We start from the raw sequence: 24,496 nt of genomic DNA, 5'->3' as shown, positions 1-24,496 counted from the left end.
GCCGTGCTTTTACCACCGTTTCACATCATTACGGCAACAGGCTTGTCTGGTGGCGTATTTCATGGCGAAATCCTGCGGAAAAACCGCAATGACATGGCCGGTGATTCCGTTTATGTCTGCGGGACACACATTCTCAACTGAGCGCATCAACCATTCCTAAAATGAGCCCAAAACCGCAGCTAGACCTTTTTGCCCAGCGCGCAGAGCCCAAGCAGGCCGCGCCACAAAAGGACTCTGCCGTGCTCAAGGCGGCGGCAAAACCAGCACCGGAAATCGGTGATCTGTTTGATACCAATTTCAATGCCGATGACATCGCCGAATGGGAACTGCTGTTTCGCGATGTGCCGCAATATAACTACCATTTCAAACGCGCCCAGATCGCCTCGGCCTTTGATCGGCCCTTGCACAAGAAACTGATCGCATCGCCCGCCTTTGAACGGTTGCGCGAAATCTCGTTTCTCGGTGCCATTGATTATCTGTTCCACCCCAACGGACGCCCGGCCAATATCCGTCATTCTCGCTATGACCACACGATTGGCGTCGCATTGTTGTCGCAACGTTATTGCCGTTTGATGGGGCTGTCGGATGCCGATTGCGACCTTTTGGGCGCGGCCGCCCTTTTGCATGATATCGGCCATGGCCCGTTTTCCCATACGCTGGAACCGGAATTCGCGCGCCGCTTTAACCGCAACCACCATCAACTGACCAATCAGATCATCACCGGCGAGGTCGATCTGGACCTGTCGGTCAATCATCTGCTGGTCAAACATGGTGTCGACCCGGATGAAGTGATCGCGCTTTTATCGAAGAAATCCGATCACCCGCATGCCGCTCTGTTTTCCGGCCCGGTCAATATCGACACGTTGGAGGGCATCAGCCGCACCAAGACCTATGTCCATCCCAACCATGTGCATTGCCACCCGCGCCTGTTGCTTGAAGCTGCGGTGAAACTCGATGCAGATTCGCTCAAACGTCTCGATAAATTCTGGCAGCTGAAAGAAGACATCTATCGCAATTTCATCTTTGGTCCGATGTGCTTTGCCACCGACCATCTGTGTCGCGAATTTGTCGTCAAGAATGCGCCGGATTTTGCCGCCGATGACTTCCTGCTGACCGAAAAGGCGTTCTTGAATAGCCATCCGCCGTTCAAGAAATTCCTGCATAGTCTCAAAAACCGGATCGAGCTTGATGGCGTTGCCGACGTTGTCGATCATCAACTCAGCGCATCGGCCAGCAGCTTTGACCTGCACGAGGCCAAGGTGCCGCGGCGTGAATTTCACATCAATACCGATGTCGAAGTCCGCTGCTTTGCCGATCTGTCAAAACGCTATTACGAGGAAAAGCATTCCTTCCTGCGCCGTGTCGGCAGCCTGACCGATCCGGCCCAGCAGGCCGCCGCCGCCAGCCTGTTTGATTAAGGCAGCGACTATTTAATCAACGACGAAAAGGGTCGCGCCGGTTTCGGTTGAAGAACGATGGGCCTCTGCGTTGTCTGCCACCTGATAGCTCATACCCGGTTTCAGGACATAGGTCCGGCCATCGTCAAGCTCGGTCACCAGTTCGCCTTCAAGACACAACAGAATGTGTCCCTTGGAACACCAGTGATCTGCCAGATACCCGGGGGTATATTGTACCATCCGCACACGGATCGGGCCAAAGTGGCGGGTACGCCAGGTCGCCATGCCGGTTTCACCGCTATGTTCGGTCGGTTCAATCGCAGACCAGTCGGTTGTGCCGAACGGCAGATCGGAAATGTCCATGATGGGAAAACTTTCGTGGTCAAAGGGGACGCAGAAGGTTCAAGATATTGAACAAGCGCGAAAAATATCTGCCGCGCCCATAAAACTGTCAATCAGCTTAATTGGACGGTGCCATATCAGTTAAACGTGGTTTTAATCTTTAACCATTAGGCAGATACTCGGATATCAACGAGTCGCACCAAGAGGCTGTCCCGATCTTGTTACCGCAAACCATCGCAACCAATCAGCACTACTCGGCCACCCGTCTGGCCGAGATGCGCGAAGCATTGGGTAAAAGCCTGTCGGGCGATACATTTTGCGTGGTGGTGACCGGGTCCTATGGGCGGCATGAGGCGTCCGATCAATCCGATCTGGATTACTTCATCATTGGCCGCGAAGCCGAACGCAGTCAGGCGCCGCACCAACAGGTCGCCGACATCCTTGGCAAGATGGTCACCAAGAAACCGGCGGTAAACGGCCCGTTTTCGTCCTATATCACCGCCGAGGAACTGGTCAATCGCATCGGGCTTGATGGTGATACCAACTCGATCACCACCCGTCGGCTGTTGTTCCTGCTGGAATGTGAGTGGCTTTATAACGAGGCGGGCAAACGCAAATTCTTTGACGATCTGATCGCCAATTACGTCACCAGTTCGGTTACCCGTGATTCCATCGCACGGTTTCTGGTCAATGACGTGATCCGCTATTACCGCACCATCAGTGTTGATTTTGAAATCAAGACCCGCGAAGGCGACGCCAGCAAGGCCTGGGCACCACGGCGGCTGAAACTGGTTTTCTCGCGCAAGATGCTTTATTTCGGCGGCATTATCGCAGCAGCCGAAACCGCAGGCCGGGATTATGCCGGCAAACGCGAAAAATTGTCCGAACTTTTACAGCTGCCACCGATCACGCGCCTGCAAACCGTATTTGGTGAAAAAAGTCTTCCGGCACTGGAATTGTATGACCGTTTCCTGCGCGAACTTTCCGATCCGGAAGTGCGTGCGCGCCTTGATGGCGTTGGTCCGCATGATCGCAATGATACGGAATTGCGCTCCCTGCTTGATGCTGGCAAGGGCTTTTCGCGTGAGCTGATCAAACTGCTTAATGATCGCTATGGCCCGGATCATCCGATCCATGAAGCACTTCTGATGTAATCACCCGGCAAACGTGGCGGCACAATCAGGCCACGCGGGGGCCGTCGGTGACATGCTTGAAATAGTTTTCCCGATCAAGGTCATGGACCTCGACGGTGAATTGCACCTGATAATCGCCAACCAGCCATTCCAGCCGATCGATAAGTGCGGCAAGGGCGGCCTCACCCGTGGCGAATTTTACCGCATTGATCCGGCCTGACAGAAGCCGGATATCAAGATGCACCATGGCGTTTTTCGGGTCGCCATCGCCGATCACAACATTTTCCAGCGGTGTAATCCGGGTCTTGAAAGAACTCAGTTCCGCATCGGCCTCGCGGGCGATGACGTAATGCAGATCAACCGCCAGCTTGGACAATTCATCCTTGATGGGCAGTTGGGCAGAATATTCGATTTCAAGCTGGGGCATGGCCGCCATCCGTCTGATAAGATTAAAATGCTTCTAACAACTTGCTTTGTGTCTGGACACCAAAAAAGCCGGTCTGAATGAACAGACCGGCTTTGATGCAAATCGGCAGATGCCAATTAGTAGCGCCAATTAATAGCGGTAGTGATCCGGCTTGAACGGACCAGCCTGCGGCACGCCGATATATTCGGCCTGTTCGGACGACAGCTTGGTCAGTTTCACGCCAAGACGATCAAGGTGCAGGGCTGCAACTTTCTCATCAAGGTGTTTCGGCAGGACGTAAACCTTGTTTTCGTAGTTCGCGTGGTTTTTCCACAGCTCGATCTGGGCCAGCACCTGGTTGGTGAAGGATGCCGACATCACGAAGCTCGGGTGACCGGTGGCGCAACCAAGGTTGACCAGACGGCCTTCGGCCAGAACGATCAGACGTTTGCCATCCGGGAATTCGACTTCGTCGACCTGCGGCTTGACGTTGTCCCACTTGTAGTTACGCAGCGAACCGATCTGGATTTCGGAATCAAAGTGACCGATGTTGCAAACGATTGCGCGGTCTTTCATCGCACGCATGTGGTCAAGCGTGATGATATCGATGTTACCGGTGGTGGTGACGAAAATGTCGCCAACCGGTGCTGCGTCTTCCATGGTGGTGACTTCGTAACCTTCCATCGCGGCCTGCAATGCGCAGATCGGATCGATTTCGGTTACCAGAACGCGTGCACCCTGGCTGCGCATGGACGCAGCCGAACCTTTGCCCACGTCACCGAAACCGGCAACAACGGCGATCTTGCCGGCAACCATGACGTCGGTTGCGCGCTTGATGCCATCAACAAGGCTCTCGCGGCAGCCATACAGGTTGTCGAATTTCGACTTGGTGACCGAGTCATTGACGTTGATCGCCGGGACCTTAAGGGTGCCTTTTTTCGCCATTTCATAGAGGCGGTGCACACCGGTGGTGGTTTCTTCCGACAGACCTTTGATGTCTTCGAGAAGTTCCGGATACTTGTCGTGGATCAGCTGGGTAACGTCGCCGCCATCATCAAGGATCAGGTTCGGCTTCCAGCCGTTCGGACCGGAAATGGTCTGCTCGATGCACCACCAGAATTCTTCCTCGGTCTCACCTTTCCATGCAAATACCGGGATTTCAGCAGCCGCGATCGCCGCAGCAGCCTGATCCTGGGTGGAGAAGATGTTGCACGAAGACCAGCGAACTTCTGCGCCGAGTGCCGTCAGGGTTTCAATCAGAACTGCGGTCTGAATGGTCATGTGCAGGCAGCCGACGATGCGCGCGCCAGCAAGCGGCTTGGCCGCGCCATATTCATCGCGCAGCGCCATCAGGCCCGGCATTTCGGTTTCGGCAATCGCGATTTCCTTGCGGCCCCAACCGGCCAGCGAGATATCAGCGACCTTGTAATCGGTAAAGTTCGACATATCGTCTCCAATCAAACAGGAATGGCGCATCCGCACGGGATTTCCATCCTGCCGATACGCCGAAGAATTCTGTTGCGATCATTTCCCTGATCGCTATAGGCCACATATAAAGATATCTTTATATCGTTTTCAAGTCCTTTTTTGACGGAATTTGCATTCCGGGCAAAACCGGACCGGATAAAAGATAACCACGCCCTGAAACCCCGGCCTTTTTCGCGGCGGGAAACCGGGGATATTTGTGGGCAAAACTGTCCCCTATGTTGGGACAGATGCCGATCACAACAAGCTATGGGGTACGGGATTTTTCAGGCGAGATCGTTGAAGTCATCAAGCATCATGGCAATCCGGGCAGAATCCCATTGTTCCATGACGCGGTTGGCCTGATGTTCGGAATTGCGACTATCAAGGCGGCGCAAGCGCTGTTTGACCAGCAACAGATTGACCGGCGACATCGAAAGGTTCCGCAGGCCAAATCCAATAAACAGCGGCACATAGCGCGGATCACCAGCCATTTCACCACAGACACTGACCGGTATATCGCGTTCGCGGGCCACCTTGATCACATCACGGATCAGGCGCAGCACAGCCGGATGCAACGGATCAAACATCCCCGCCACCTGATCATCGGTGCGGTCAATCGCCAGGGTATATTGCGTCAGGTCGTTGGTGCCGATGGCAAAGAAATCACTGTCGCGCGCCAAGGTATCCGCCGCCAGCGCCGCGGCAGGAATTTCGATCATCGCGCCAAGCGGCGGCAGGGTTTCGGGGATCGGATGCCCGTCCTTGCGCAGGCGCTTTGCCACCGCCTCATAGATCTGACGCGCACGGGTCATTTCATGCACGTTGACCACCATCGGAAGCAACACCCGAACCGATCCATGCAGGGAGGCGCGCAGGATGGCGGCAAACTGTGCTTCAAGCAATTCCGGCTTGCGCAATGATAACCGTATGCCTCGCAATCCAAGGGCCGGGTTCGGGCCAGACACGATTTCATCTTGAAGGGCGACGGCCAGTTTTTCACCACCGATATCAAGGGTGCGGATGGTGACCGGTTTGCCATCCATGCGTTTGACGATATCGGCAAGTTCTTCGTATTGCTCGTCCTCGTCGGGCAGATAGTCCTTGTTCATGAACATGAACTCGCTGCGCAAAAGCCCGATACCAGTCGCCCCGTTTTCCAGAGCCGCGGCAAGTTCGATTGGCAATTCGATATTGGCATGCAGGTCAATATCGATGCCGTCACGCGTTGATGAGGGCACATCGCGAAGGGATGCCAGCTTTTCGCGCGCCGCCAGCCAGTCAGCACGACGTTGGGTATAATGTGCGATGTCGGCATCGCTTGGCGACAAGATCACTTCACCGCGCCCGCCATCGATAATGATCTGATCGCCGCCGGCAACGCCGCGAACGATATCAGCAGCCCCCAAAACGGCCGGGATACCAAGGGATCTCGCCATGATGGCGGTATGCCCCTCTGCCCCGCCAAGGGCGGTGACAAAAGCAGTCAGCTGGCCCGGTTCAAAGCGGGCCATATCGGCCGGACTGACATCCTCGGCAATCAGGATGGACCCCTGTGGCGCATTGTCCATTGCCCGGTCGGTCTCGCCGATCAGGCAGCGCATCAGACGCAGGCCCACCTCGCGAATATCCGTGGCGCGTGCTGCAAGATAGCTGTCTTCCATGCCCGAAAACTGTTCGGCAATCGCATCGATCACTTCGCTGACCGCATGCACGGCATTAAGCTTGCGCGAGACGATCAGTTCTTCGGCCCCGCGCACCAGACGCGATTGGGTCAGCATGTGGATATAGGCATCCATCAGGAAGCCAAGTTCCTCGGACGCGGCACTTTCGGCACTTGATGATTGGGATTTCAGGCGTTTGAGCTGATCAATGCTTTCGGCAACGCCATCATGAAGACGTTTGCATTCGGCCTGCACGGCATCTTGGGAAATCGGCTTGCGGCTGACATGGACGATCTGGCGATCCAGAACAAAGGCGCGACCGATCACAATCCCGCCCGATGCGCCCAATCCGGTTATGACCCGGCGAACGCCCGAGTTATTTTCATCTGAAACAGTTTGGTCTGTCGGAGGAACTTGCAAGCCTTGTCTGCTACCAACTCGTTCTTGTTGTTTCCCGAAACTCAGACGCCCGCGGCCTCAAATCGTGATCCGCGGGATCCTATTCTTCGTCGAACTTGGCATCGACCAGTTCGTTAAGCGCATCAATCGCCTGTTTGGCGTCCGGGCCGGTGGCCTCGACCTCGATCTCGGTGCCGATGGATGCGGCCAGCATCATCAAACCCATGATCGACACACCCGACACTTCGGTGCCGCGGTTGCGCACCATGATGCTCGATTGAAATTCACCTGCCAGTTTAACAAATTTTGCAGCCGCCCGCGCGTGCAATCCTCGCTGGTTGCTGATTGTTAAAGTGCGTTTTTCCTTCTGCGCCATGTATGTCCCCGCAAGCCTGATGCACTGTCCCCGCGCATCCGGCCCTGTTCTTTTTGTGGCTGACTTATTCCTCGCCGCTCAGCAAACGCGACGCAACGTTGATGTATTTACGCCCCGCATCCTGGGCCGCATTGACCGTCTCGGCCAAGGTGCCGTCGATGCGAACAGATGCGAGTTTAATCAGCAAAGGTAAATTAACCCCTGCGATGACTTCGACATTTGCCTGTTCCATAATGGAAATCGCCAGATTGGACGGGGTCCCGCCAAACATGTCGGTCAGAAGGACAACACCTTTGCCGCTGTCGACCTTTTCGACACTGGCAAGAATATCTGCGCGGCGTTGTTCCATGTCGTCATCCGGTCCGATACAGACCGCTTCGACATTTTCCTGTTCGCCAACAACATGCTGCAAGGCAGATACGAACTCTTTCGCGAGATCGCCGTGGGTGACCAGCACCATCCCGATCATGCAGTTTTCTCCATTTTTCACTCCCCCGAGGTCGGCTCGTCCGGTTTGTCCCGATGGCTGAGATGTGTGTCATATCCCAGATCGGCAATCCAGTCATTGAGTAACCGCGCGATATAAACCGAACGATGTTGACCACCTGTGCACCCGACCGCAATGGTCAGATAGCTTTTACCTTCCTGCGCATAGCGCGGCAAAATCGGCTCCAGCATTGCCTTCAGGCGGTCGATAAACCCGGCGAAATCCGGGTCTTCTTCTATGTATTGCCCAACAGCCGCATTCATCCCGGTCATCAGGCGAAGCTCGGGATCATAATGCGGGTTGCGCAGAAAGCGAACGTCAAAAACAAGATCGGCTTCTGCCGGAACACCCTGACGGAACGAAAAGCTGCGCACAAAGATCGCAAGGCCTTCATTTTCGCCAATGTCGAACTGGTCTTGCAGGATCTTGCGAAGCTCGGCCGATTTCAGGCGCGATGTATCAATGCGCATATCCGCGGTCGCTGCAATCGGCGCCATCAGGCGTTTTTCGTGCTCGATCGCGTCAACCAGAGGCCGATCATGGCTGAGTGGATGCGGACGTCTGGTTTCGGTAAATCGGCGCTGCAGGACCGTTGTGTCGGCATCGACATAGATCATCAACGGATCCATGCCGGTCTGTTTGCGCAGGCGACCGACAATCTCGACAAACTGATCAACGCCGAAATCACGGGTCCGGATATCAAGGCCGATGGCAATCGGCTGTTCCGGGCGACAATCGCCTGGCACCAGGGCAGATAGCATGCGCAGCGGCAGGTTATCGACCGCATCAAAGCCGAAATCTTCAAGTATCTTAAGGGTCGTCGTGCGTCCGGCACCGGATACCCCGGTCACAAGAACCAGTCCGCTTTTGCCATCAAACGCCCCCAGGGCCTTGTTCTGGCTGTCCGAAGAATTCGCCGAAGTTTTCTGCAAGTCTGGGTCCTGTGGATTACGGTTCAAGTGTCATTCCACCCGTCGCGAGCGCCAAAGCTACTCCAATCTTTGCCTCGATGGCCAGATCGGATGCACATAATGTCCAACGCGGGATCGCAATGCCACAAATCTCTTCGAAATCGGGTTCAGGCATGCGTTCAACCGTGGCTGGATCGGTGACCAGATCAATCAGAACCCGCACATCGCCTTCGGTTTTTTGCGGCAAACCACGCACAACACCGATGCCGCGGACTTCGCACAACCCGGCAATCTGATCGGGTGCGCTGGCGATCAGGCGGCCATCGCGCGCCACAAGGTCGGTTCGATCATCGGAAACAAGAAAGCCGCCCGCGTCGATCAGACGCAGCGAAAGCCCGGATTTTCCAGATCCGGAAGGCCCGCGCAACAGCACCGCATGGGCGCCGATCCGGACACAATTTGCGTGAAGCTGGGACATAATGCAAAACGATGCTTGGCAGAGGTTGGCTTGTCAAACCCCAAAAGCCCGGGGCGTGATCCACTTAACCTCCCGCATAGGCATTTCGCACTTTTTACGCTGAAAAATCTTAGTCGAGCGGCAGGCGAATGGTAAAGACAGCGCCCTTGATCTCGTCACGGACCACGCGATTCTGTGCACTCAGCTCGCCATTATGGGCGGCAATGATTCGCTTGGAAATCGAAAGCCCCAAGCCCGAATGCTGCCCGAATTTCTCGGTCGCTGGGCGTTCGGTATAGAACCGGTTAAAGATCGCCTCTTCCTTGCCGGGCGGGATGCCCGGGCCATCATCCTCGACCGTGATCACGGCCCAGTTTTTATCGCGCCATGCCCGTACGCGCACTTCACCGCCTTCGGGCGTAAAGGTAATCGCATTCGAAATCAGGTTCCTGAACACCTGTGTCAGACGACTTTCAAGCGCCGGGACATTCAGGTTTTCGGGCACGGATACCTTAATCCGCGGGCCCTCGGCATCGGCGTTATAAAGTTCGCCCAGCGTATAAAGCAGCACATCAAGATCGACTTCCTCGCTCTCGGCGCGCGACAATTCGGCATCCATCCGCGAATAATCGGAAATATCACTGATCAGGCGATCAAGACGCTGGACATCTTCGGCGATGATTTCCATCAGGCGGCGCTGGCGCTCCGGATCCTTAAGGCGCGTGGCGGTTTCCACCGCGGACCGCAATGATGTCAGCGGGTTTTTGATCTCATGCGCGACATCGGCAGCAAAACGTTCAATCGCATCCATGCGATCCCAGAGCGTTTCGGTCATATCGCGCAGTGTGGTCGACAAATCGCCGATTTCATCGCGACGATCCGACAGATCGGGAATGGCGAACTGGCGGTTTTTGCTGCGCCGCACCCGCTCGGCCGCACGTGCCAACCGGTTGAGCGGCCGTGTGATCACCCCGGCAAGATAGATCGACAACAACACCGTAATGCCAAAGGCAAAGACAAAGATCTTCAGGATATCAAGCCGCACCGCATGCAGGGCGTTTTCAATCGATTCGCCGCTTTTGGTCATCATCACCGATGCCAGAACCTGCTTGAACCGGGCAACCGGCACCGATACCGACAAGACCCGGCGTCCTTCGCTATCAACGCGGACAACCCCGCGCGAATAGCCCGCAAGGGCTGCGCGCACTTCCGGGTAATCGGCCGCACTGGCAACCGGCGGATCGACATAAAGTGGCAAGGGTTGTTCGCCCTCAAATAATGTCAGGATGCCATCGGTCAGTTTGCGCATGATATCGGCAAAGGCATCTTCTTCGCCGGGTGGCGGAAGTTGTTCGGCCTGAATGGTGCCCGCACCAAGTGACTGGATGCTGCGACTATCAGCCAAAAGGCTGCCATTGGTCGCAAAAAGCCGGGTGCGTGCGCCGGTAATCCCGACAAGACGACGCACCATTTCGCGCGCCACTTCGATTTTCACCCGGTTGGTTGCGTCATCACTGGAACTCACCGCCGACGTTGACAGCGCAGCGGCATACATTTCCGCCTGCACCGCCATGGCTTCCAGTTCGGAATGAATAAGTTCCTGCTTGTAGCGGCCCAGATACAAAATACCCGCCACCAGCACAAAAAGTGCCAGCGCATTCACGGCCAGAATCCGCCAGGTCAAAGGCGAAAACAGCCCGTGGCGTTCCTCTATCCGTGTCGTCCGGGGTTCGGACGGACCTGTGTGCTGGTCGTGATCACCAGTCCCAAGATCGCTCATTCAAACCTGCAATAACCGGCCCGGGAAGCGGGCCTGCAAAAGAGTGCGCGCCGAAGCACAAAGCTCCGGCGCGTCAAAAATCCTGATCAACCTGCCACAGTGGCCGTGTCGCGGTACCGGTAACCGACGCCATACAGGGTTTCGATTTCCTTGAATTCCTTGTCGGTCTCGCGGAATTTCTTGCGCAGGCGTTTGATGTGGCTGTCGATCGTGCGGTCATCGACATAGATATGTTCGCCGTAGGCCGCATCAATCAGCTGGTCACGGTTTTTCACATGCCCCGGATGTTTGGCCAGTGCCTGAATCAACAGGAACTCGGTCACGGTCAGATTAACATGCTGACCTTTCCAGCTGCACATGTGGCGCGACGGATCAAGCACCAGATCACCGCGTTGCAGAACATCATCCGACCCGTTCGGACGCACACCGCCCGCACGCATGATTTCCGCGCGACGCAGAAGGGTGCGGATACGTTCAATCAGCAGACGCTGGGAAAACGGTTTCTTGATGTAATCATCGGCACCCATGCGCAGGCCGGTCAGTTCATCAACCTCGTCATCCTTGGACGTCAGGAAGATCACCGGCATTTCGGTTTTCTTGCGCAAATGGGTCAGAAGTTCCAGTCCGTCCATACGGGGCATCTTGATATCAAGCACCGCAAGATCAGGCTCTTCCTTCGTGATGGCATGAAGTGCCTCCGAGCCATCAGAATATGTCAGGACCTCATATCCTTCTTCTTCCAACGCCATCGAAACCGACGTCAGGATATTACGGTCGTCATCAACAAGTGCGATCTTACTCACCTGGACCTCATCTACTGGACAGATACATTTCACTCATTCGTGTGGTGACTATACAATTTACATTCCAATGTGGCGAAAAAATAACCACTTGCGGCATAATTAAGGCTTGTCGAATACAGTCGCAGTGCGATCTGTCACATCGCTGTATTTGTTGACTTTGCGCCACTGCGGCAAATAACAATCATCGCATCAGGGTAAAATGCCCACCTGTCCCGAACGCGGGACAAACCAAATTGATCCCTGACCCGACGGGAGGTCGCGATTTTCTATTGGTTAAGCAAGTTCAGCCGTGCCAGCCTGACCGCTGCCGGGGTTTTGATTTCGACACTTGTTGTCTGGCTTGTTGTCAGTTCGACCGGCAATCTGACAATCAATGAATTGCATCGCACCGCACAGGCACGCCTGGCACTGTATGACAGTTCGCTGCGCGCGGCCGTCGATCAATATCGCTATCTGCCCTATGTCGTTGCCCGCCATCACGAAGTGATCGCCGCCATCACCGGCACCGGAAATCCCCGCACTGCGGATATGTATCTTGAACGGGTCAAACAACGATCCGGTGCGGCCGCCCTTTATGTCATGGACAAAACCGGCATGACGGTCGCGGCAAGCAACTGGAACACACCCGACAGCTTTGTTGGCGAGGATTACGGATTTCGCCCCTATTTCAGTCAGTCGATTACCGGCGGCGAGGGGTTTTTCTTTGGCATCGGGGTGACCACCGGGCGGGCGGGCCTGTTTATTTCCAATCCGATCCGCGGTGACGATGAAATCATCGGCGTTGCGGTGGTGAAGATCGAACTCGATGAGGTCGAAAGCAACTGGCAGGAAGGTGGCGAGACCGTCTTTGTCGCCGATGAAGACGGTGTGATTACCATGACCAGTCGCGGCGACTGGAAATACCGCACGCTTTCGGAACTCTCGCCCGAGGTGCGCGGCCGGATTGTCCGCCATCAACAATATCCCGGCAAGGAACTGGCATCCCTTGATATCGGCCAGCAACTGGCCAAGGGCACGGGTATTGTCACCATCAATTCCGAACGTTTCCTGTTTGATGACAAACACATGCAAGACAGCAAATGGCGGCTCTATTACCTGACATCGATGGATTATGTTTCCAACCGTCAGGCCGCCGCCCTGTTCATTGCCGTCAGTGGTGCCGGACTGATCATTCTGATCATCCTGTTTTTGCGCGAACGCGAACTCAAGCTCGCCTCCCAGCGCGAAGCGCGCGAATTTGCCCGCATTCAGGCACTGAACATCCGCCTTGAGGAAGAAATCGCCGTCCGGCGCAAAACCGAAGAAGAACTGCGCGGCACCCAGAACGAACTGGTCCAGGCCGGAAAGCTTGCCGCCCTTGGACAAATGTCGGCTGCCATCGCCCATGAAATCAATCAGCCGATCACAGCCATCCGGACATTCTGCGCCAGTGCCAAACTGATGCTGGAACGCGGCAAAACCGAAAAGCTTGATCAGAACATCAACCAGATCTCCGCACTCACCGAACGCATGGGCGCGATCACAGGCCAGCTCAAAACGTTTTCGCGCAAATCCACCGGCGTGCTGGAGCCGGTCGACCTTAAGGTCGCACTTGATAACACCCTGCAATTGCTAAGCCCGCAATTGCAGCAGGAAGAATGCACGCTTGAGCGCAATGAACCCGATACGCCACTGGTGATCCAGGCCGATCTTGTGCGCATCGAACAGATTTGCGTGAACATCATCCGCAACGCACTGGATGCCATGGCCGACAGTTCGGTCAAACGCATCCGCATTGACCTTGCGAGCACCAAGACCGACGTCATCATGCAGATTACCGATACCGGGCCTGGCATGAATGAAGAAACCCTGTCGCTTTTGTTTGACCCGTTCTTTACCACCAAGGACCCGGGACAAGGCGTGGGATTGGGACTTTCGGTAACTTATGGCATTGTGCGGGACTTCGGGGGCAGCATAAAAGCCTATAACACCGAAACGGCCGGGGCCTGTTTCGAAGTCCGTCTGCCGTTACTCAAGGGTAAAACACCGTGACGACCACCAAGCAAGTGCCACACAGTGACGCAGAAATTCAGATCACACCGCACATCATCATTGTCGATGATGACGAGGCGATGCGTATCTCGCTTGCCCAGTGGCTTGAACTTTCCGACTTTGACGTCACGGTCTATGAAGATGCCCGTCAGGCCCTGCATGACATCAGCCCCGATTTTGCCGGCGTCATCCTGACCGATGTCAAAATGCCCAAGCTTGATGGCATTACCTTTACCCGATCCGTTCTGGCCGCCGACCCGGACATCCCGATCATCCTGATGACAGGCCACGGCGATGTGCCAATGGCGGTCGAGGCGATGAAAAGCGGCGCCTATGATTTCGTCGAAAAGCCGTTCGAGCCCAAAGACATTGTCGAAAGCCTTGAACGCGCCATTGAAAAGCGCCGCCTTGTTCTTGAAAACCGCAACCTTCGGCGTCAGATCGCAAGCCGCGGCAGCCTTGAATCCCGCCTGATCGGCAATTCGATGCCGATGCGTAACCTCAAGGATGAAATCGCCAATATTGCGCCAACCGAAGTCCCGGTTCTGATTTCAGGCGAAACCGGCACCGGCAAGGAACTGGTCGCGCGCGCCATCCATGATCTAAGCGACCGGCGTGATGAAAAATTTATCGCGGTAAACTGTGCCGCCATCCCCGAAAGCACGGCCGAAAGCGAACTGTTTGGCCATGAAAAGGGGGCCTTTACCGGGGCGGCAAGCCAACGGATCGGCTGGATCGAACATGCGATTGGCGGCACGCTGTTTCTCGATGAAATATCAAGCATGCCGCTTGCCCTTCAGGCCAAATTGCTGCGCGTGATCGAACAGCGCGAAGTGGTGCGTCTGGGCTCCAACGCACCGGTGAAGGTCGATTTCCGTTTGATCTGTGCCACCAACGAAGATCTGGTCGCCGCGGTTGCCGAACGCAATTTCCGCGAAGATTTGCTGTTTCGCATCAACACGTTCGAGCTGTCCATCGCCCCGTTGCGCGAACGCCAGGATGATGTCGCGCTTCTGTTTGATATCTTTGCCGAACGGGCCGCTGAGCGGTTCGAACGCCCGTATGAACGCCTGTCCCCGGCATTGATCGCGCAACTCAGGGCCCATGAATGGCCGGGCAATGTCCGCGAACTTAAAAACATGGCCGAACGGTATGTTCTTTTGGTCGGAAGCCCTGAGGAACGCTTCAAACGGCTGTTCAAGGGTGGTTTTGAAACAACATCAGTCCCCACCGGCGATCTCGCCCTTGCCGATCAGGTCCGCGAGTTTGAGGAACGCATCATTCGCGATGCGCTTGATCGCCATGACGGCAATGTCAAATCGGTGATGGAAGAACTCGACATCCCGCGCCGGACGCTTAACGAGAAAATGAAAAAGCTCAACATCCGGCGCGACAAACCGGCCTAAGCTATTGTTGCATTGCGATATTTTGTTCGCATGCGCAATAAATCGGCAAGAATCCGCCGATCCATTTTGGTAAATCGGCAAGATTATGCCGAATTGACAAATCGAGGCAATCTAAGTCATTGATTTGTAATTGTTAATTTTATTTCCTGTTTGGCATACTCATTGCATTTTAAAACACCAAAATGATAAACTGACAAAAATCCGAGGGAGGAAATCTGACAGCCGGTCCGGTTCGGACGGTTCAAACGGCTGACTTAAAATCATCTCTTGGAATTGGTCTTTGAAGGGTGCCCGTCTGGCTTGATCGGCCAACCATGTTGCGATCAACATCTGGCATCTTCGAAAACCCAAAAACAACAGGCCCGGTTTACAGGCCGCCAACGAACGTGAAGACCCATATTGTTTTACGATCTCTTGGATCTATTCGTCGCTTAAGTGTTTAACCCTAGGGAGGACTATCATGAAGCTCCGTACCCTGCTCACCGCAGCAGCCGCAGCCATGATGCTGACCGTCGCACCCGCGTCGGCACAGCAACTGTCAATCGCAACCGGTGGTACCGGTGGCACCTATTATCCGTATGGCGGTGGCCTTGCGGAACTGATCACCAAATACATCGACGGCACCAGTGCCGTTGCCGAAGTCACCGGCGCATCTGTTGAAAACATGGGCCTGATTGCCCGTGGCGACAGTGACATCGCAATCGGTCTGGCTGATACCGTTTATGCTGGTTACACCGGCACCGGTAAATTCGAAGGCCGCACCCTTGATAACGTTCGCGCTCTGGCGTCGATCTATCCGAACGCTGTTCAGCTCGTCACCATGGCCGACAGCGGCATCAACGGCCTTGCCGACCTTAAAGGCAAGCGCGTTTCTGTTGGCGCACCGGGTTCGGGTACCGAAGTTTCGGCACAGACCCTGCTTGCTGCTAACGGCATCACCTATGATGACATCGAAGAACAGCGCCTGAACTTCAACGAAACCGCAGATGCTCTTCGTGATGGTGACATCGATGCCGGTTTCTGGAGCGTTGGTCCGCCCACCAGCTCGATCCTGAACCTCGCGACCACGCGTGAAATCAAACTGATCGCGCTGACCGACGATGAAATCCTGGCGGCCCTCGATGCAGAACCGACCTTCGCACCGTATGCCTTGCGTAAAGGCGTTTACGAAGGCGTAACTGCACCGGTTAACACCATTTCGACCCCGAACGTTCTGTTCGTGAACGAAGAAATGGACGAGGAACTGGCGTACCAGATCACCAAGACCCTGTTTGAAAAGGTCGACGAACTGATTGCCATCCACCCGGCGGCAAACGACACCACGGTTGATTTCGCTCTGAACTCGACCCCGATCCCGATGCATCCGGGCGCCCTTCGTTACTACGAAGAAACCGGCATGCCGATTCCGCCGAAGCTGATCAAGTAAGATGCTTCTGCAAAAGTTCGGGCGGCCAGCAATGGCCGCCCTTCTTCTCCTGATCGCGGCATGTGCTGGCCCAGCCTATCAGGATCACGTCAAACCCGGCACCGTTATTGATCATCTTGAGGTGATCGGTGCGGACGGGGCGCTTCTGGCCAGAACCGAAATCCCGCGTCAAACCGGCTGGTGCCTGTATTGGAACCATTCTGTCACCGGTGATGGCGTGATTGACTGTTATGTAGACGATCTTGGCAAGATGGTTCTCCATCGCGCCTATCAGCCCGACTTCGCGGCGGGACTTGGTCATTATCCCGGTCGCGGGATCCTGACCAGCGCAGAAGGCGGCGGATACTGGATCGAAGATATCGACGAACCTGTACGCGGCAATGCCTATGTGTTGCGCGTCGGCTCACTTGCGGTGAACCACCGCATCGTCACTGACCGTGACGAAATCAACCTTTCAAAGATGGCTGAACACACCCGTGTCACCATCCGCCTTGATACCGGGGAATAAATTTCATGTCCGAACAGGCAACGCTGCCATCCATGACGGATAGATTGCCACAGCCAAAACTGGTTCTGTGGGCAATCTCGATTGTCGCAGTCGCACTCTCTTTGTTCCAGATGTATGGCGCAGGGATCGAGCCGCTTGGCCTGTTCTATCAACGCAGTATTCACCTTGCGTTCGTGATGTTCCTGGCCTTTTTGATGTTCCCGATTTTCGGCAGCAACAAAAAGCGCGGCTTCCTTGGCTGGGTGATTGATCTGGCCTTCCTGGCCGGTGCCTTTACCACGGGCTTCTATCTTACGTTCTTTCTTGATGAAATCATCAACCGCGCCGGTTTCTGGAGCGAAACCGACCTGATCATTGGCGTGATTGCCACCGTCACCGTGCTGGAGGCCAGCCGCCGTGCTGTCGGCCTTGGCATGACCGTGATTGGCATTGTTGCCATCATTTACGCCCTGTCGGGTCCGCGCGGTGCGCTGCCGTGGGTCGGTGAATGGCTTCCGGGCATTCTTGCCCATCGCGGCAACGACGTTGATCGCCTTGTCGGGCAACTTTACCTCGGTCAGGAAGGCATTTATGGCCTGCCGATGGGGGTTGCTGCGACCTATATCTTCATGTTCGTTCTGTTTGGCGCGTTTCTTGAAGTCACGGGTGCTGGCAAATTCTTTATCGATATGGCTTATGCCGCCACCGGCAGAAAACCGGGTGGCCCGGCCAAGGCCGCCGTTCTGGCATCGGCCGGGATGGGATCGATCAGTGGCTCGGCAATTGCCAACGTTGTCACCACGGGCGCCTTTACCATTCCGCTGATGAAAAAGCTCGGTTACCGACCGGCACAGGCGGGCGGTGTTGAGGCCGCGGCATCCACCGGTGGTCAGATCACCCCGCCGCTGATGGGGGCGGGAGCGTTCCTGATTTCCGAATATACCCAGGTGCCGTATCTCGACATCGTTCTGGTCTCCATCTTCCCGGCGATCCTCTATCTCGGCACGGTTTATCTGTTCGTGCATATCGTTGCCCTCAAACAGGGCATGCGCGGCATGCCGGTCGAAGAGCTTCCGGACTGGAAAGAAGTTCTCAAGGAAGGCTGGCAGTTCATCCTGCCACTGGGCATTCTGATTTACCTGCTGGTGCTTAATATCTCGCCGATGCGGGTGGGCTTCTGGGCCATTCTGTCTGTGATGGCGGTTGCTGCCCTGCGTTATGCACTGTGGTTCTTCTTTGTCGCCCCGCAGCAGGGTGAAAAACCAAGCCACGAAAAACTGGTCGCCGCCATTCGCAAGGGCATCGCGATCACCATTGCCGCCCTTGAACTTGGTGCCAAAAACGCCGTTGCCGTTTCGATGGCCTGTGCGGTTGCCGGTATCATTGTCGGCGTGGTCGGCGTCACCGGTCTTGGCCTGAAATTCTCGTCGATGATGATCGCGTTTTCGGGTGGCAACATCGTTCTGGCGCTTGTTCTGGTACTGATCGCAAGCCTGATCCTCGGTATGGGTCTGCCGGTCACGGCATCCTATATCGTCCTGATCGTGCTGGTGGGTCCGGCACTGTCGAACGAGTTCGGCATTCCGCTTCTGATCGCGCATCTGGTGGTGTTCTGGTACTCGCAGGACAGTAACGTCACGCCGCCGATTGCACTGGCGGGCTTCGCGGGGGCTGCAATTGCCAACGCCAGTCCGATGGAAACCAGTATTCAGGCGTGGAAATTCGCCAAGGGTCTCTATCTGATCCCGGCCTTCATGGTCTTCAATCCGGAAATCATCGAAGGCGGTTCGATCCAGATCGTCCTTTGGACCGGCTTTACCGCGATTCTGTGTCTGGTGGCCTTTGCCGCCGCCCTTGAAGGCTATCTGTTTGCCCCGATGGATGTGCTTTCACGCATCATCATCGTTCCGGCAACCATCGGCGTGTTCTATCCCGACATCCGGGCAGAAATCGCTGGCACGATCGTCCTTCTTGCGGTTCTTGGCTTTAACTGGTGGCAGGGCAAAAAGAACACCCCGACACCGGCAGTCGCCGCAAGCTAAACCATCTCCGTCCCGACGAAAGTCAAAGCCCGCAAGCGTCATGCTTGCGGGCTTTTTCTTTGCCGCATTCCCGAACCCCCTGATCCCATCCCACCCATGCGGGCAGGTAGACAGCTGTTCACACGCCAGATACATTCCTCATACTATTTAATTTTGCGCCCCACTCATACCTCGCCGGAATCCGCATGCAGTTTTTGATCTTGCTTCGCCAAGCGCCCCGCCAACTTGCCTTTGGCGCGTTGCACAGTTTTGGCTCCTCGTTCGGGCAAACGTTTCTGGTCGCACTGTTTGTGCCCTTCATCTCGGCAAGCTTGGGACTCAATGAAACCGAATTTGCCAATATCTATGCCGGCATCACCATTGCCAGCGCACTATGCCTGCCGGTCGTCGGGCGCTGGATCGACAAGGTCGATATCCTGTCCTACAGCCTCGCCACCATGGCGCTTCTTGCACTTGGCTGTGTGATGATTGCGCTCGCCGGCAATGTCTGGATGCTGATTGCGGCCCTGTTTGTGTTGCGTCTGGCTGGTCAGGGATTGATGAGCCATGTCAGCATGACCGGCATCGCGCGCTATTTTTCGCGCAGTCGCGGACGGGCGCTGGCGATTGCCAGTTTCGGCTTTCCCCTGGCAGAGGCAATCATGCCCGCCACCTTGCTGGCCCTGATTGCTGCCTTTGGCTGGCGATATACCTATGCCGGGTCGGCGGTGTTTATTTTGCTGGTCCTGCTGCCGGTTGCGATCTGGCTTATTCGAAGCGATGCGAAATTCCGCAAGGCGCCCACAAGATCACAGGCAAAATCAACCGAGTCGGCAACCATTGCGGATCCGAACAGCGCGGATCACGCCGAGTCCCCGACAGACACCAGCCAAAGTGATCACCCGCGTCTGTTCAAATCGCTTTATGTCTGGTTCTGCATGCCGATGCTGGCGACACCCCCCTTGATCATGACCGCCCTCTTTTTCCATCAGGGGGCGATTTCCAACAGCAAGGGGATCGAGCTTGGCTGGTTTGCCGCCGGGTTTACGGTGTTTGCCATTACATCGGTGCTGGGCGCATTTGGCAGTGGTCCGCTGATTGACAAACATTCGGCGCGCCGCCTGTTTCCCTGGCATCTGATCCCGATGATGGTTGGCATTGCCATTTTGGCGCTCACAACCACGCCGTGGGTGATCCTGATTTATATGGGGCTGGTCGGCATTACGGTCGGATTTGCCACAACACTGCGCACCGCCATCATCCCCGAACTGGTGCCGCTTGATGAAATTGGCGCGGTGCGCAGTACGCTGACCGCTGTCATGGTGCTGGCCTCGGCCATCGGCCCGGCGATTTATGGCTGGATGTTTGCCGCCGACATATCGATTGCCACCATGCTGGTGGTGACCCTGATTGCCGCCGCCATCGTCAGCCTGGGGTCGTGGTTCTCGGAACGGCCGGGCTTTTACATGCCGCCCAACATCGCCCCCAAAGAGGCCGATTAGGCAAAAAAATGGCCCGGATCACAAAAGTGACCGGGCCAGTCGGGAAAACAGCGTCAAATAGGGAGGAAGACGCTAGATAGAAACCGTCGTCATAGTCCCTGCCTGCGGGAGCACCTCTTGGGGAGGAAATCAATCGGCGCTCGACCGCATGCAGTTAGTTCGTCAGTTAGGCAGCACCGCCAACGGTGCCGGCCGGATGGTTTACGTCGGCTGATTTCTCGGAACCTTTGAACAGGTTACGGAAGAAGGAGCCTACGAATTCAGCGCGGAGCTGCTGACCTTTACGTACACCTGCCTCGATTTCGGTGGTGGAGATGTAACGGGTGGTGATTTCTTCGTAAGTGGCCATGGTGACCTCCTAAAATTTCGTTCGTTGCGACGCCGTGTCGCTCTCGATGAACTCAATCTAATTTCCTTTACGGGGAAAGAGAATTACCTCAATATGCACATTACTTGTGAATGTCCGTCATAAATAGGAAAGCTGAATATGGATCGCGCCGCGGAAATGGAAATCTTTGTCCATGCAGTCGAGGAAGGCAGTTTCTCGGCCGCTGCCCGGACAATGCGTCTGTCACCGTCAGCTGTTTCGAAATACATCTCACGCCTTGAAGATCGTCTGGGGGCCCGTCTTTTGATGCGCACCACCCGTCAGCTCAGTCTGACCGAGGAAGGCCGCGCCTTTTATGAGCGCGCCCGCACGATCCTGAATGAGATCGAGGAAGCCGAAGAAGTCGTCACCCAGCTTTATGCCGCCCCGCGCGGGACATTGCGCATCAACGCATCGGTCGCCTTCACCAAGATGCAGGTGGTGCCGCTGATCCCGGAGTTCCTTGCGCGCTATCCCGATGTGCGGATCGAGCTGACCCTTGATGACAAATTCACCGATCTGGTCAACGATGGCTATGACCTTGCCATTCGCCTCTCGGCACTCGAAGACTCGTCGCTGATTGCGCGTAAATATGCGGTCAACCGGCGCATGATCGTCGCATCGCCGGAATATCTCGAAAAGAACGGTATCCCGCGCAAACCGCAAGACCTTGAAAACCATAACTGTCTGCATCTTTCGTCACGCGAAAGCTTTAACGACTGGCACTTTGAAACACCCGATGGTCACGTCGCGTTCCGCGCACAGGGCTCGTTCTCGGCCAATGACGGTGACGTGCTCCACGAAGCGGTTCTGGCCGGGCTGGGCATGGCGCGCCTGGCCGAATATCTGGTGCACGAAGATATCCGCACCGGCCGTCTGACCCCGGTTCTGACCGAATATGTCCATGACCAGGCGTGGATTTCGGCGGTGTATCCGCATAAACGCCACCTGTCGCCCAAGGTCCGCGCCTTTGTTGACTTCCTGGCCGAAAAATTCACCCCGGTCCCGCCGTGGGAGCTTGGCTTCCGCGATGCCCGTGCGGTGCGTCGCAACAGTGACGGCACCACCGACACCAGCAAAACCGCCCGCGATGTTGGCAAATAACCGATAGGCACCCGGCCTAGAAGCCAAGCGCCTTCTGATAGGCCGCGAAGTCAAATCGGAACTGCCATTCCGACGAATTGGAAAGATCATCGAGAATGCGGCTTTCGCCTGTGCGCGCAAAGCCGCATTTTTCATAAAACCGATGCCCGGCCTCAAACCGCGTATCGGTCCACAGCATCACCGCTTCGCATTCCGGATGCGTCTGGCCAAGCCAGGCCAATGCCTTGGCCATCAGTTTTTGCGCCACGCCACGCCCGCGCACAGCCGGATGCAGATAGACCTTGTGAAGCTCGCCTTCGCGGCTGGCCACGTCATATTTAACCCCGAAACAGCCCAGAACCCGGTCGTGGTCATCGACCGCAACCCAGATCCGACCGTCATCGGCCTTGAAGTCATCGGCAATCGCATCAAGTTCGGGGAATTCGGCGGCGCGATCAAACACGCAGCCGGTATAATCGGCAAAAACCAGCGCGATCAGATCGGCAATGCCATCGCCATCACGGTTGAAAGCTGGCCGGATCGTCACATCACCACCCGTATGTGCCGTGATATTTGCCATCAGCCGAGCTTTACGCCCTTGGCAAGCTTATCATAGCCGCGCAGCACCGCATCAGTATCCATCACCGATTTGCCCGGTCGCTGAATGCGGGTCGGACGCAGCGCGCCGGTGCCACAGCCAATCGTCAGCTTGTCATCAAGGATCTCACCGACCGGGCCGGATTGATCAACCACCTCGGCCGCCTGCACCTTGATGCGTTCCTTACCAAGCTCGAAATAGGCCCCCGGCCAAGGGGTAAAGGCACGAATTTTGCGTTCGAGTGCAGCGGCATCATCGGTAAAATCAAGCTTGGCCTCGGCCCGTTCAAGCTTTGCCGCATAGGTCACACCCTCTTCGGGCTGCTTGGTCGCAACAAGCTCCCCCTTGGGCAGCTTTTCAAGCGCCTCGACAATCATCTTGCCGCCAAGTTCCGCCAGATCATCATGCAGGGCATTGGCATAGGTCTCCGCCGTAATCGGAAGCTCCCCAATCAACAACATATCACCGGTATCAAGCCCGACATCCATCTGCATGATGGTGACACCGGTTGCAGCATCCCCGGCCAAAATGGCGCGCTGGATCGGCGCCGCGCCACGCCAGCGCGGCAGAAGCGATGCGTGAATGTTCAAGCAGCCAAATTTCGGCGCATCGAGAATGGCTTTCGGCAGGATCAGGCCATAGGCCGCGACCACCGCAACATCCAGATCAAGATCGGCAAAGGCCTGCTGTTCTTCGGGCGATTTCAGCGACACCGGATGGCGGACCTCGATCCCCTGCGCGGCCGACCAGGCATGCACCGGGCTTGGCGTTTCCTTGTGCCCGCGGCCCGCCGGACGCGGCGGCTGTGAATAGACGCAAACCACATCATGCCCCGCCGCCACCAGATCCTTTAGCGCCACAAGGGCAAAGTCCGGGGTTCCCATAAAGGCAATGCGCAGCTTGGTCATATCAATCCCATTCATCTTTTGACTCTTCTGGCGGCAATTTGGCGTTATCCTGCCGAAATGACAAGCCAAGCCTTACCTCAATCGCCGAAATACCCGGTCAGCCACATCTGGCATGCGGACTGGAGCCTGTCGGCCAAGGGCCGCTGGGTCGCCAAAGCCACCCGCACGGAAGTTGGTTGGCAAATCCACGCCATTGAGCCGGTCGGAATGCTCCATCAGTTCCGCCAGTCGCTTGCCAGCCATGGCAAGGACGATGTGCTCTGGCTTGGCCTTGATATGCCAATCGGATTTCTGGATACGTGGTATGATGGCGCGAATGTCAAAGACTTCAAGTCCTTGCTGGGATTGCTTGAAAGTGATGAATGGCAGGAATTCTTTGATGTCTGCCAATCGCCGGATCAAATCCGGCACACCCGGCCATTCTATCCGAAAAGCTCCGGCATCAAGGGCAGCGTAAAACGGGACCACCTGATCAAGGCACTGGGCCTGACCGATTTCGATGCCCTGCATCGCGCCTGCGAATTTCCAACCACCCAACGCAATGCCGCCTGCCCGCCCTTTTGGACGCTTGGTGCCAATCAGGTCGGCAAGGGCATGCTGCATGGCCTCAAACACCTGATCATGCCGGGATATGCCGATGGATTTAACATCTGGCCGTTTTCGGGCGATCTTGAAGCCTGCAGCAAATCCCCCGACGTCACCCTGATTGAAACCTATCCCGGTGAAATTTATGGCTGGCTTGACTATACAAGTGAGTTGACTAAATCAAATCAGGAAAGCCGTAAGGAATTCTTGCAAAAACTGCGCGATGCCGCCCGCACCAAGGGCATTGAAATCAGTCCTGCGGTCTGGGACGACATCAAGGATGGCTTTGGGCCGGACCACGGCAAGGACGATGCCTTTGACGCGCTGATCGGCGTAATGGGCTTGATCGAAATTGCCGAAGGCCGCCGCCCGGAACATCTGCCCCGCACGCCAAGTGTTCTGAACCGGGAGGGCTGGATCGTCGGGCTTGACCCAAAAGACATCAAACCCCGCAAACTCTGAA

The 24,496-nt window shown here is 55.9% G+C and carries 23 protein-coding genes; 10 read left to right on the top strand and 13 right to left on the bottom strand.

Annotated elements, in window-relative coordinates; all coding sequences use genetic code 11:
• Nucleotides 1-161: 161 nt before the first annotated feature.
• On the top strand, nt 162-1,418 hold the full coding sequence (locus tag IT893_RS00430) for an HD domain-containing protein (RefSeq protein ID WP_252724027.1): 1,257 nt from the start codon (nt 162-164) through the stop codon (nt 1,416-1,418).
• Between the two features lie 12 nt (nt 1,419-1,430).
• Here the strand turns inward: IT893_RS00430 and IT893_RS00425 are convergent, their stop codons facing one another.
• Nucleotides 1,431-1,760: a DHCW motif cupin fold protein gene (locus tag IT893_RS00425; RefSeq protein WP_197146477.1), complete on the bottom strand. Its 330-nt coding sequence runs from the start codon at nt 1,758-1,760 to the stop codon at nt 1,431-1,433.
• A gap of 197 nt (nt 1,761-1,957) precedes the next feature.
• Here IT893_RS00425 and IT893_RS00420 point away from each other — a divergent pair, with 197 nt between their 5' ends.
• Complete coding sequence (locus IT893_RS00420) at nt 1,958-2,893, top strand: DUF294 nucleotidyltransferase-like domain-containing protein (RefSeq protein ID WP_063085802.1); 936 nt, start codon at nt 1,958-1,960, stop codon at nt 2,891-2,893.
• Between the two features lie 25 nt (nt 2,894-2,918).
• On the opposite strand, the gene IT893_RS00415 is transcribed toward IT893_RS00420, so the two are convergent.
• From IT893_RS00415 to IT893_RS00375, 9 genes are all read right to left on the bottom strand, one after another.
• On the bottom strand, nt 2,919-3,299 hold the full coding sequence (locus IT893_RS00415) for a 5-carboxymethyl-2-hydroxymuconate Delta-isomerase (protein ID WP_197146476.1): 381 nt from the start codon (nt 3,297-3,299) through the stop codon (nt 2,919-2,921).
• Between the two features lie 129 nt (nt 3,300-3,428).
• Nucleotides 3,429-4,724: an adenosylhomocysteinase gene (gene ahcY / locus IT893_RS00410; protein ID WP_008889059.1), complete on the bottom strand. Its 1,296-nt coding sequence runs from the start codon at nt 4,722-4,724 to the stop codon at nt 3,429-3,431.
• A 305-nt stretch (nt 4,725-5,029) separates the two neighbouring features.
• Nucleotides 5,030-6,826 carry a phosphoenolpyruvate--protein phosphotransferase gene (gene ptsP / locus IT893_RS00405; protein ID WP_252724026.1) on the bottom strand — a complete coding sequence of 599 codons (1,797 nt, stop codon included), beginning with the start codon at nt 6,824-6,826 and terminating at the stop codon, nt 5,030-5,032.
• 79 nt (nt 6,827-6,905) lie between these two features.
• Entirely contained in the window at nt 6,906-7,181 is a 276-nt protein-coding gene (locus tag IT893_RS00400) for an HPr family phosphocarrier protein (RefSeq protein ID WP_008889057.1), read from the bottom strand.
• 64 nt (nt 7,182-7,245) lie between these two features.
• On the bottom strand, nt 7,246-7,650 hold the full coding sequence (locus tag IT893_RS00395; protein WP_008889056.1) for a PTS sugar transporter subunit IIA: 405 nt from the start codon (nt 7,648-7,650) through the stop codon (nt 7,246-7,248).
• Nucleotides 7,651-7,667: 17 nt separating this feature from the next.
• Nucleotides 7,668-8,600, bottom strand: a complete 933-nt coding sequence (rapZ, locus tag IT893_RS00390) for an RNase adapter RapZ (protein WP_008889055.1) — start codon at nt 8,598-8,600, stop codon at nt 7,668-7,670.
• A gap of 16 nt (nt 8,601-8,616) precedes the next feature.
• On the bottom strand, nt 8,617-9,057 hold the full coding sequence (locus tag IT893_RS00385) for an HPr kinase/phosphorylase (protein ID WP_008889054.1): 441 nt from the start codon (nt 9,055-9,057) through the stop codon (nt 8,617-8,619).
• Nucleotides 9,058-9,166: 109 nt separating this feature from the next.
• A complete protein-coding gene (locus tag IT893_RS00380; RefSeq protein ID WP_252724025.1) occupies nt 9,167-10,816 on the bottom strand; it encodes a stimulus-sensing domain-containing protein in 1,650 nt (549 codons plus the stop codon).
• Nucleotides 10,817-10,902: 86 nt separating this feature from the next.
• On the bottom strand, nt 10,903-11,619 hold the full coding sequence (locus tag IT893_RS00375; protein ID WP_008889052.1) for a response regulator transcription factor: 717 nt from the start codon (nt 11,617-11,619) through the stop codon (nt 10,903-10,905).
• Nucleotides 11,620-11,934: 315 nt separating this feature from the next.
• On the opposite strand from IT893_RS00375, the gene IT893_RS00370 reads away from it, so the two are divergent.
• From IT893_RS00370 to IT893_RS00345, 6 genes are all read left to right on the top strand, one after another.
• Nucleotides 11,935-13,650 (top strand): ATP-binding protein, encoded by a 1,716-nt coding sequence (locus IT893_RS00370; RefSeq protein ID WP_197146475.1) that lies wholly within the window; start codon nt 11,935-11,937, stop codon nt 13,648-13,650.
• Nucleotides 13,647-15,056: a sigma-54 dependent transcriptional regulator gene (locus IT893_RS00365; protein WP_197146474.1), complete on the top strand. Its 1,410-nt coding sequence runs from the start codon at nt 13,647-13,649 to the stop codon at nt 15,054-15,056. The genes IT893_RS00370 and IT893_RS00365 overlap by 4 nt, the downstream gene beginning before the upstream one ends.
• 460 nt (nt 15,057-15,516) lie before the next feature.
• Complete coding sequence (locus IT893_RS00360; protein WP_008889049.1) at nt 15,517-16,482, top strand: TAXI family TRAP transporter solute-binding subunit; 966 nt, start codon at nt 15,517-15,519, stop codon at nt 16,480-16,482.
• A 31-nt stretch (nt 16,483-16,513) separates the two neighbouring features.
• A complete protein-coding gene (locus tag IT893_RS00355) occupies nt 16,514-16,990 on the top strand; it encodes a DUF1850 domain-containing protein (RefSeq protein WP_252724024.1) in 477 nt (158 codons plus the stop codon).
• A gap of 5 nt (nt 16,991-16,995) precedes the next feature.
• Nucleotides 16,996-19,011 (top strand): TRAP transporter permease, encoded by a 2,016-nt coding sequence (locus tag IT893_RS00350; protein ID WP_197146472.1) that lies wholly within the window; start codon nt 16,996-16,998, stop codon nt 19,009-19,011.
• A gap of 185 nt (nt 19,012-19,196) precedes the next feature.
• On the top strand, nt 19,197-20,492 hold the full coding sequence (locus IT893_RS00345) for an MFS transporter (protein ID WP_197146471.1): 1,296 nt from the start codon (nt 19,197-19,199) through the stop codon (nt 20,490-20,492).
• A 166-nt stretch (nt 20,493-20,658) separates the two neighbouring features.
• Here IT893_RS00345 and IT893_RS00340 read toward each other — a convergent pair whose 3' ends face one another.
• Entirely contained in the window at nt 20,659-20,841 is a 183-nt protein-coding gene (locus IT893_RS00340) for a hypothetical protein (protein ID WP_008889045.1), read from the bottom strand.
• A 138-nt stretch (nt 20,842-20,979) separates the two neighbouring features.
• Between IT893_RS00340 and IT893_RS00335 the strand changes: the two genes are divergently transcribed.
• Complete coding sequence (locus IT893_RS00335; protein ID WP_008889044.1) at nt 20,980-21,963, top strand: LysR family transcriptional regulator; 984 nt, start codon at nt 20,980-20,982, stop codon at nt 21,961-21,963.
• A 16-nt stretch (nt 21,964-21,979) separates the two neighbouring features.
• Here the strand turns inward: IT893_RS00335 and IT893_RS00330 are convergent, their stop codons facing one another.
• Together IT893_RS00330 and fmt are read right to left on the bottom strand one after the other, a co-directional pair.
• Nucleotides 21,980-22,522: a GNAT family N-acetyltransferase gene (locus IT893_RS00330; RefSeq protein WP_197146470.1), complete on the bottom strand. Its 543-nt coding sequence runs from the start codon at nt 22,520-22,522 to the stop codon at nt 21,980-21,982.
• Nucleotides 22,522-23,448 carry a methionyl-tRNA formyltransferase gene (fmt, locus tag IT893_RS00325; RefSeq protein ID WP_197147620.1) on the bottom strand — a complete coding sequence of 309 codons (927 nt, stop codon included), beginning with the start codon at nt 23,446-23,448 and terminating at the stop codon, nt 22,522-22,524. The genes IT893_RS00330 and fmt overlap by 1 nt, the downstream gene beginning before the upstream one ends.
• A gap of 57 nt (nt 23,449-23,505) precedes the next feature.
• Here fmt and IT893_RS00320 point away from each other — a divergent pair, with 57 nt between their 5' ends.
• Nucleotides 23,506-24,495 carry a methyltransferase type 12 gene (locus IT893_RS00320; RefSeq protein WP_197146469.1) on the top strand — a complete coding sequence of 330 codons (990 nt, stop codon included), beginning with the start codon at nt 23,506-23,508 and terminating at the stop codon, nt 24,493-24,495.
• Nucleotide 24,496 lies beyond the last annotated feature (1 nt).

Source organism: Thalassospira sp. A40-3, from assembly GCF_015871485.1.
In the GTDB taxonomy this organism is placed as follows: Bacteria; Pseudomonadota; Alphaproteobacteria; order Rhodospirillales; family Thalassospiraceae; genus Thalassospira; species Thalassospira tepidiphila.
This window is presented reverse-complemented; position numbering and strand designations above follow the sequence as displayed.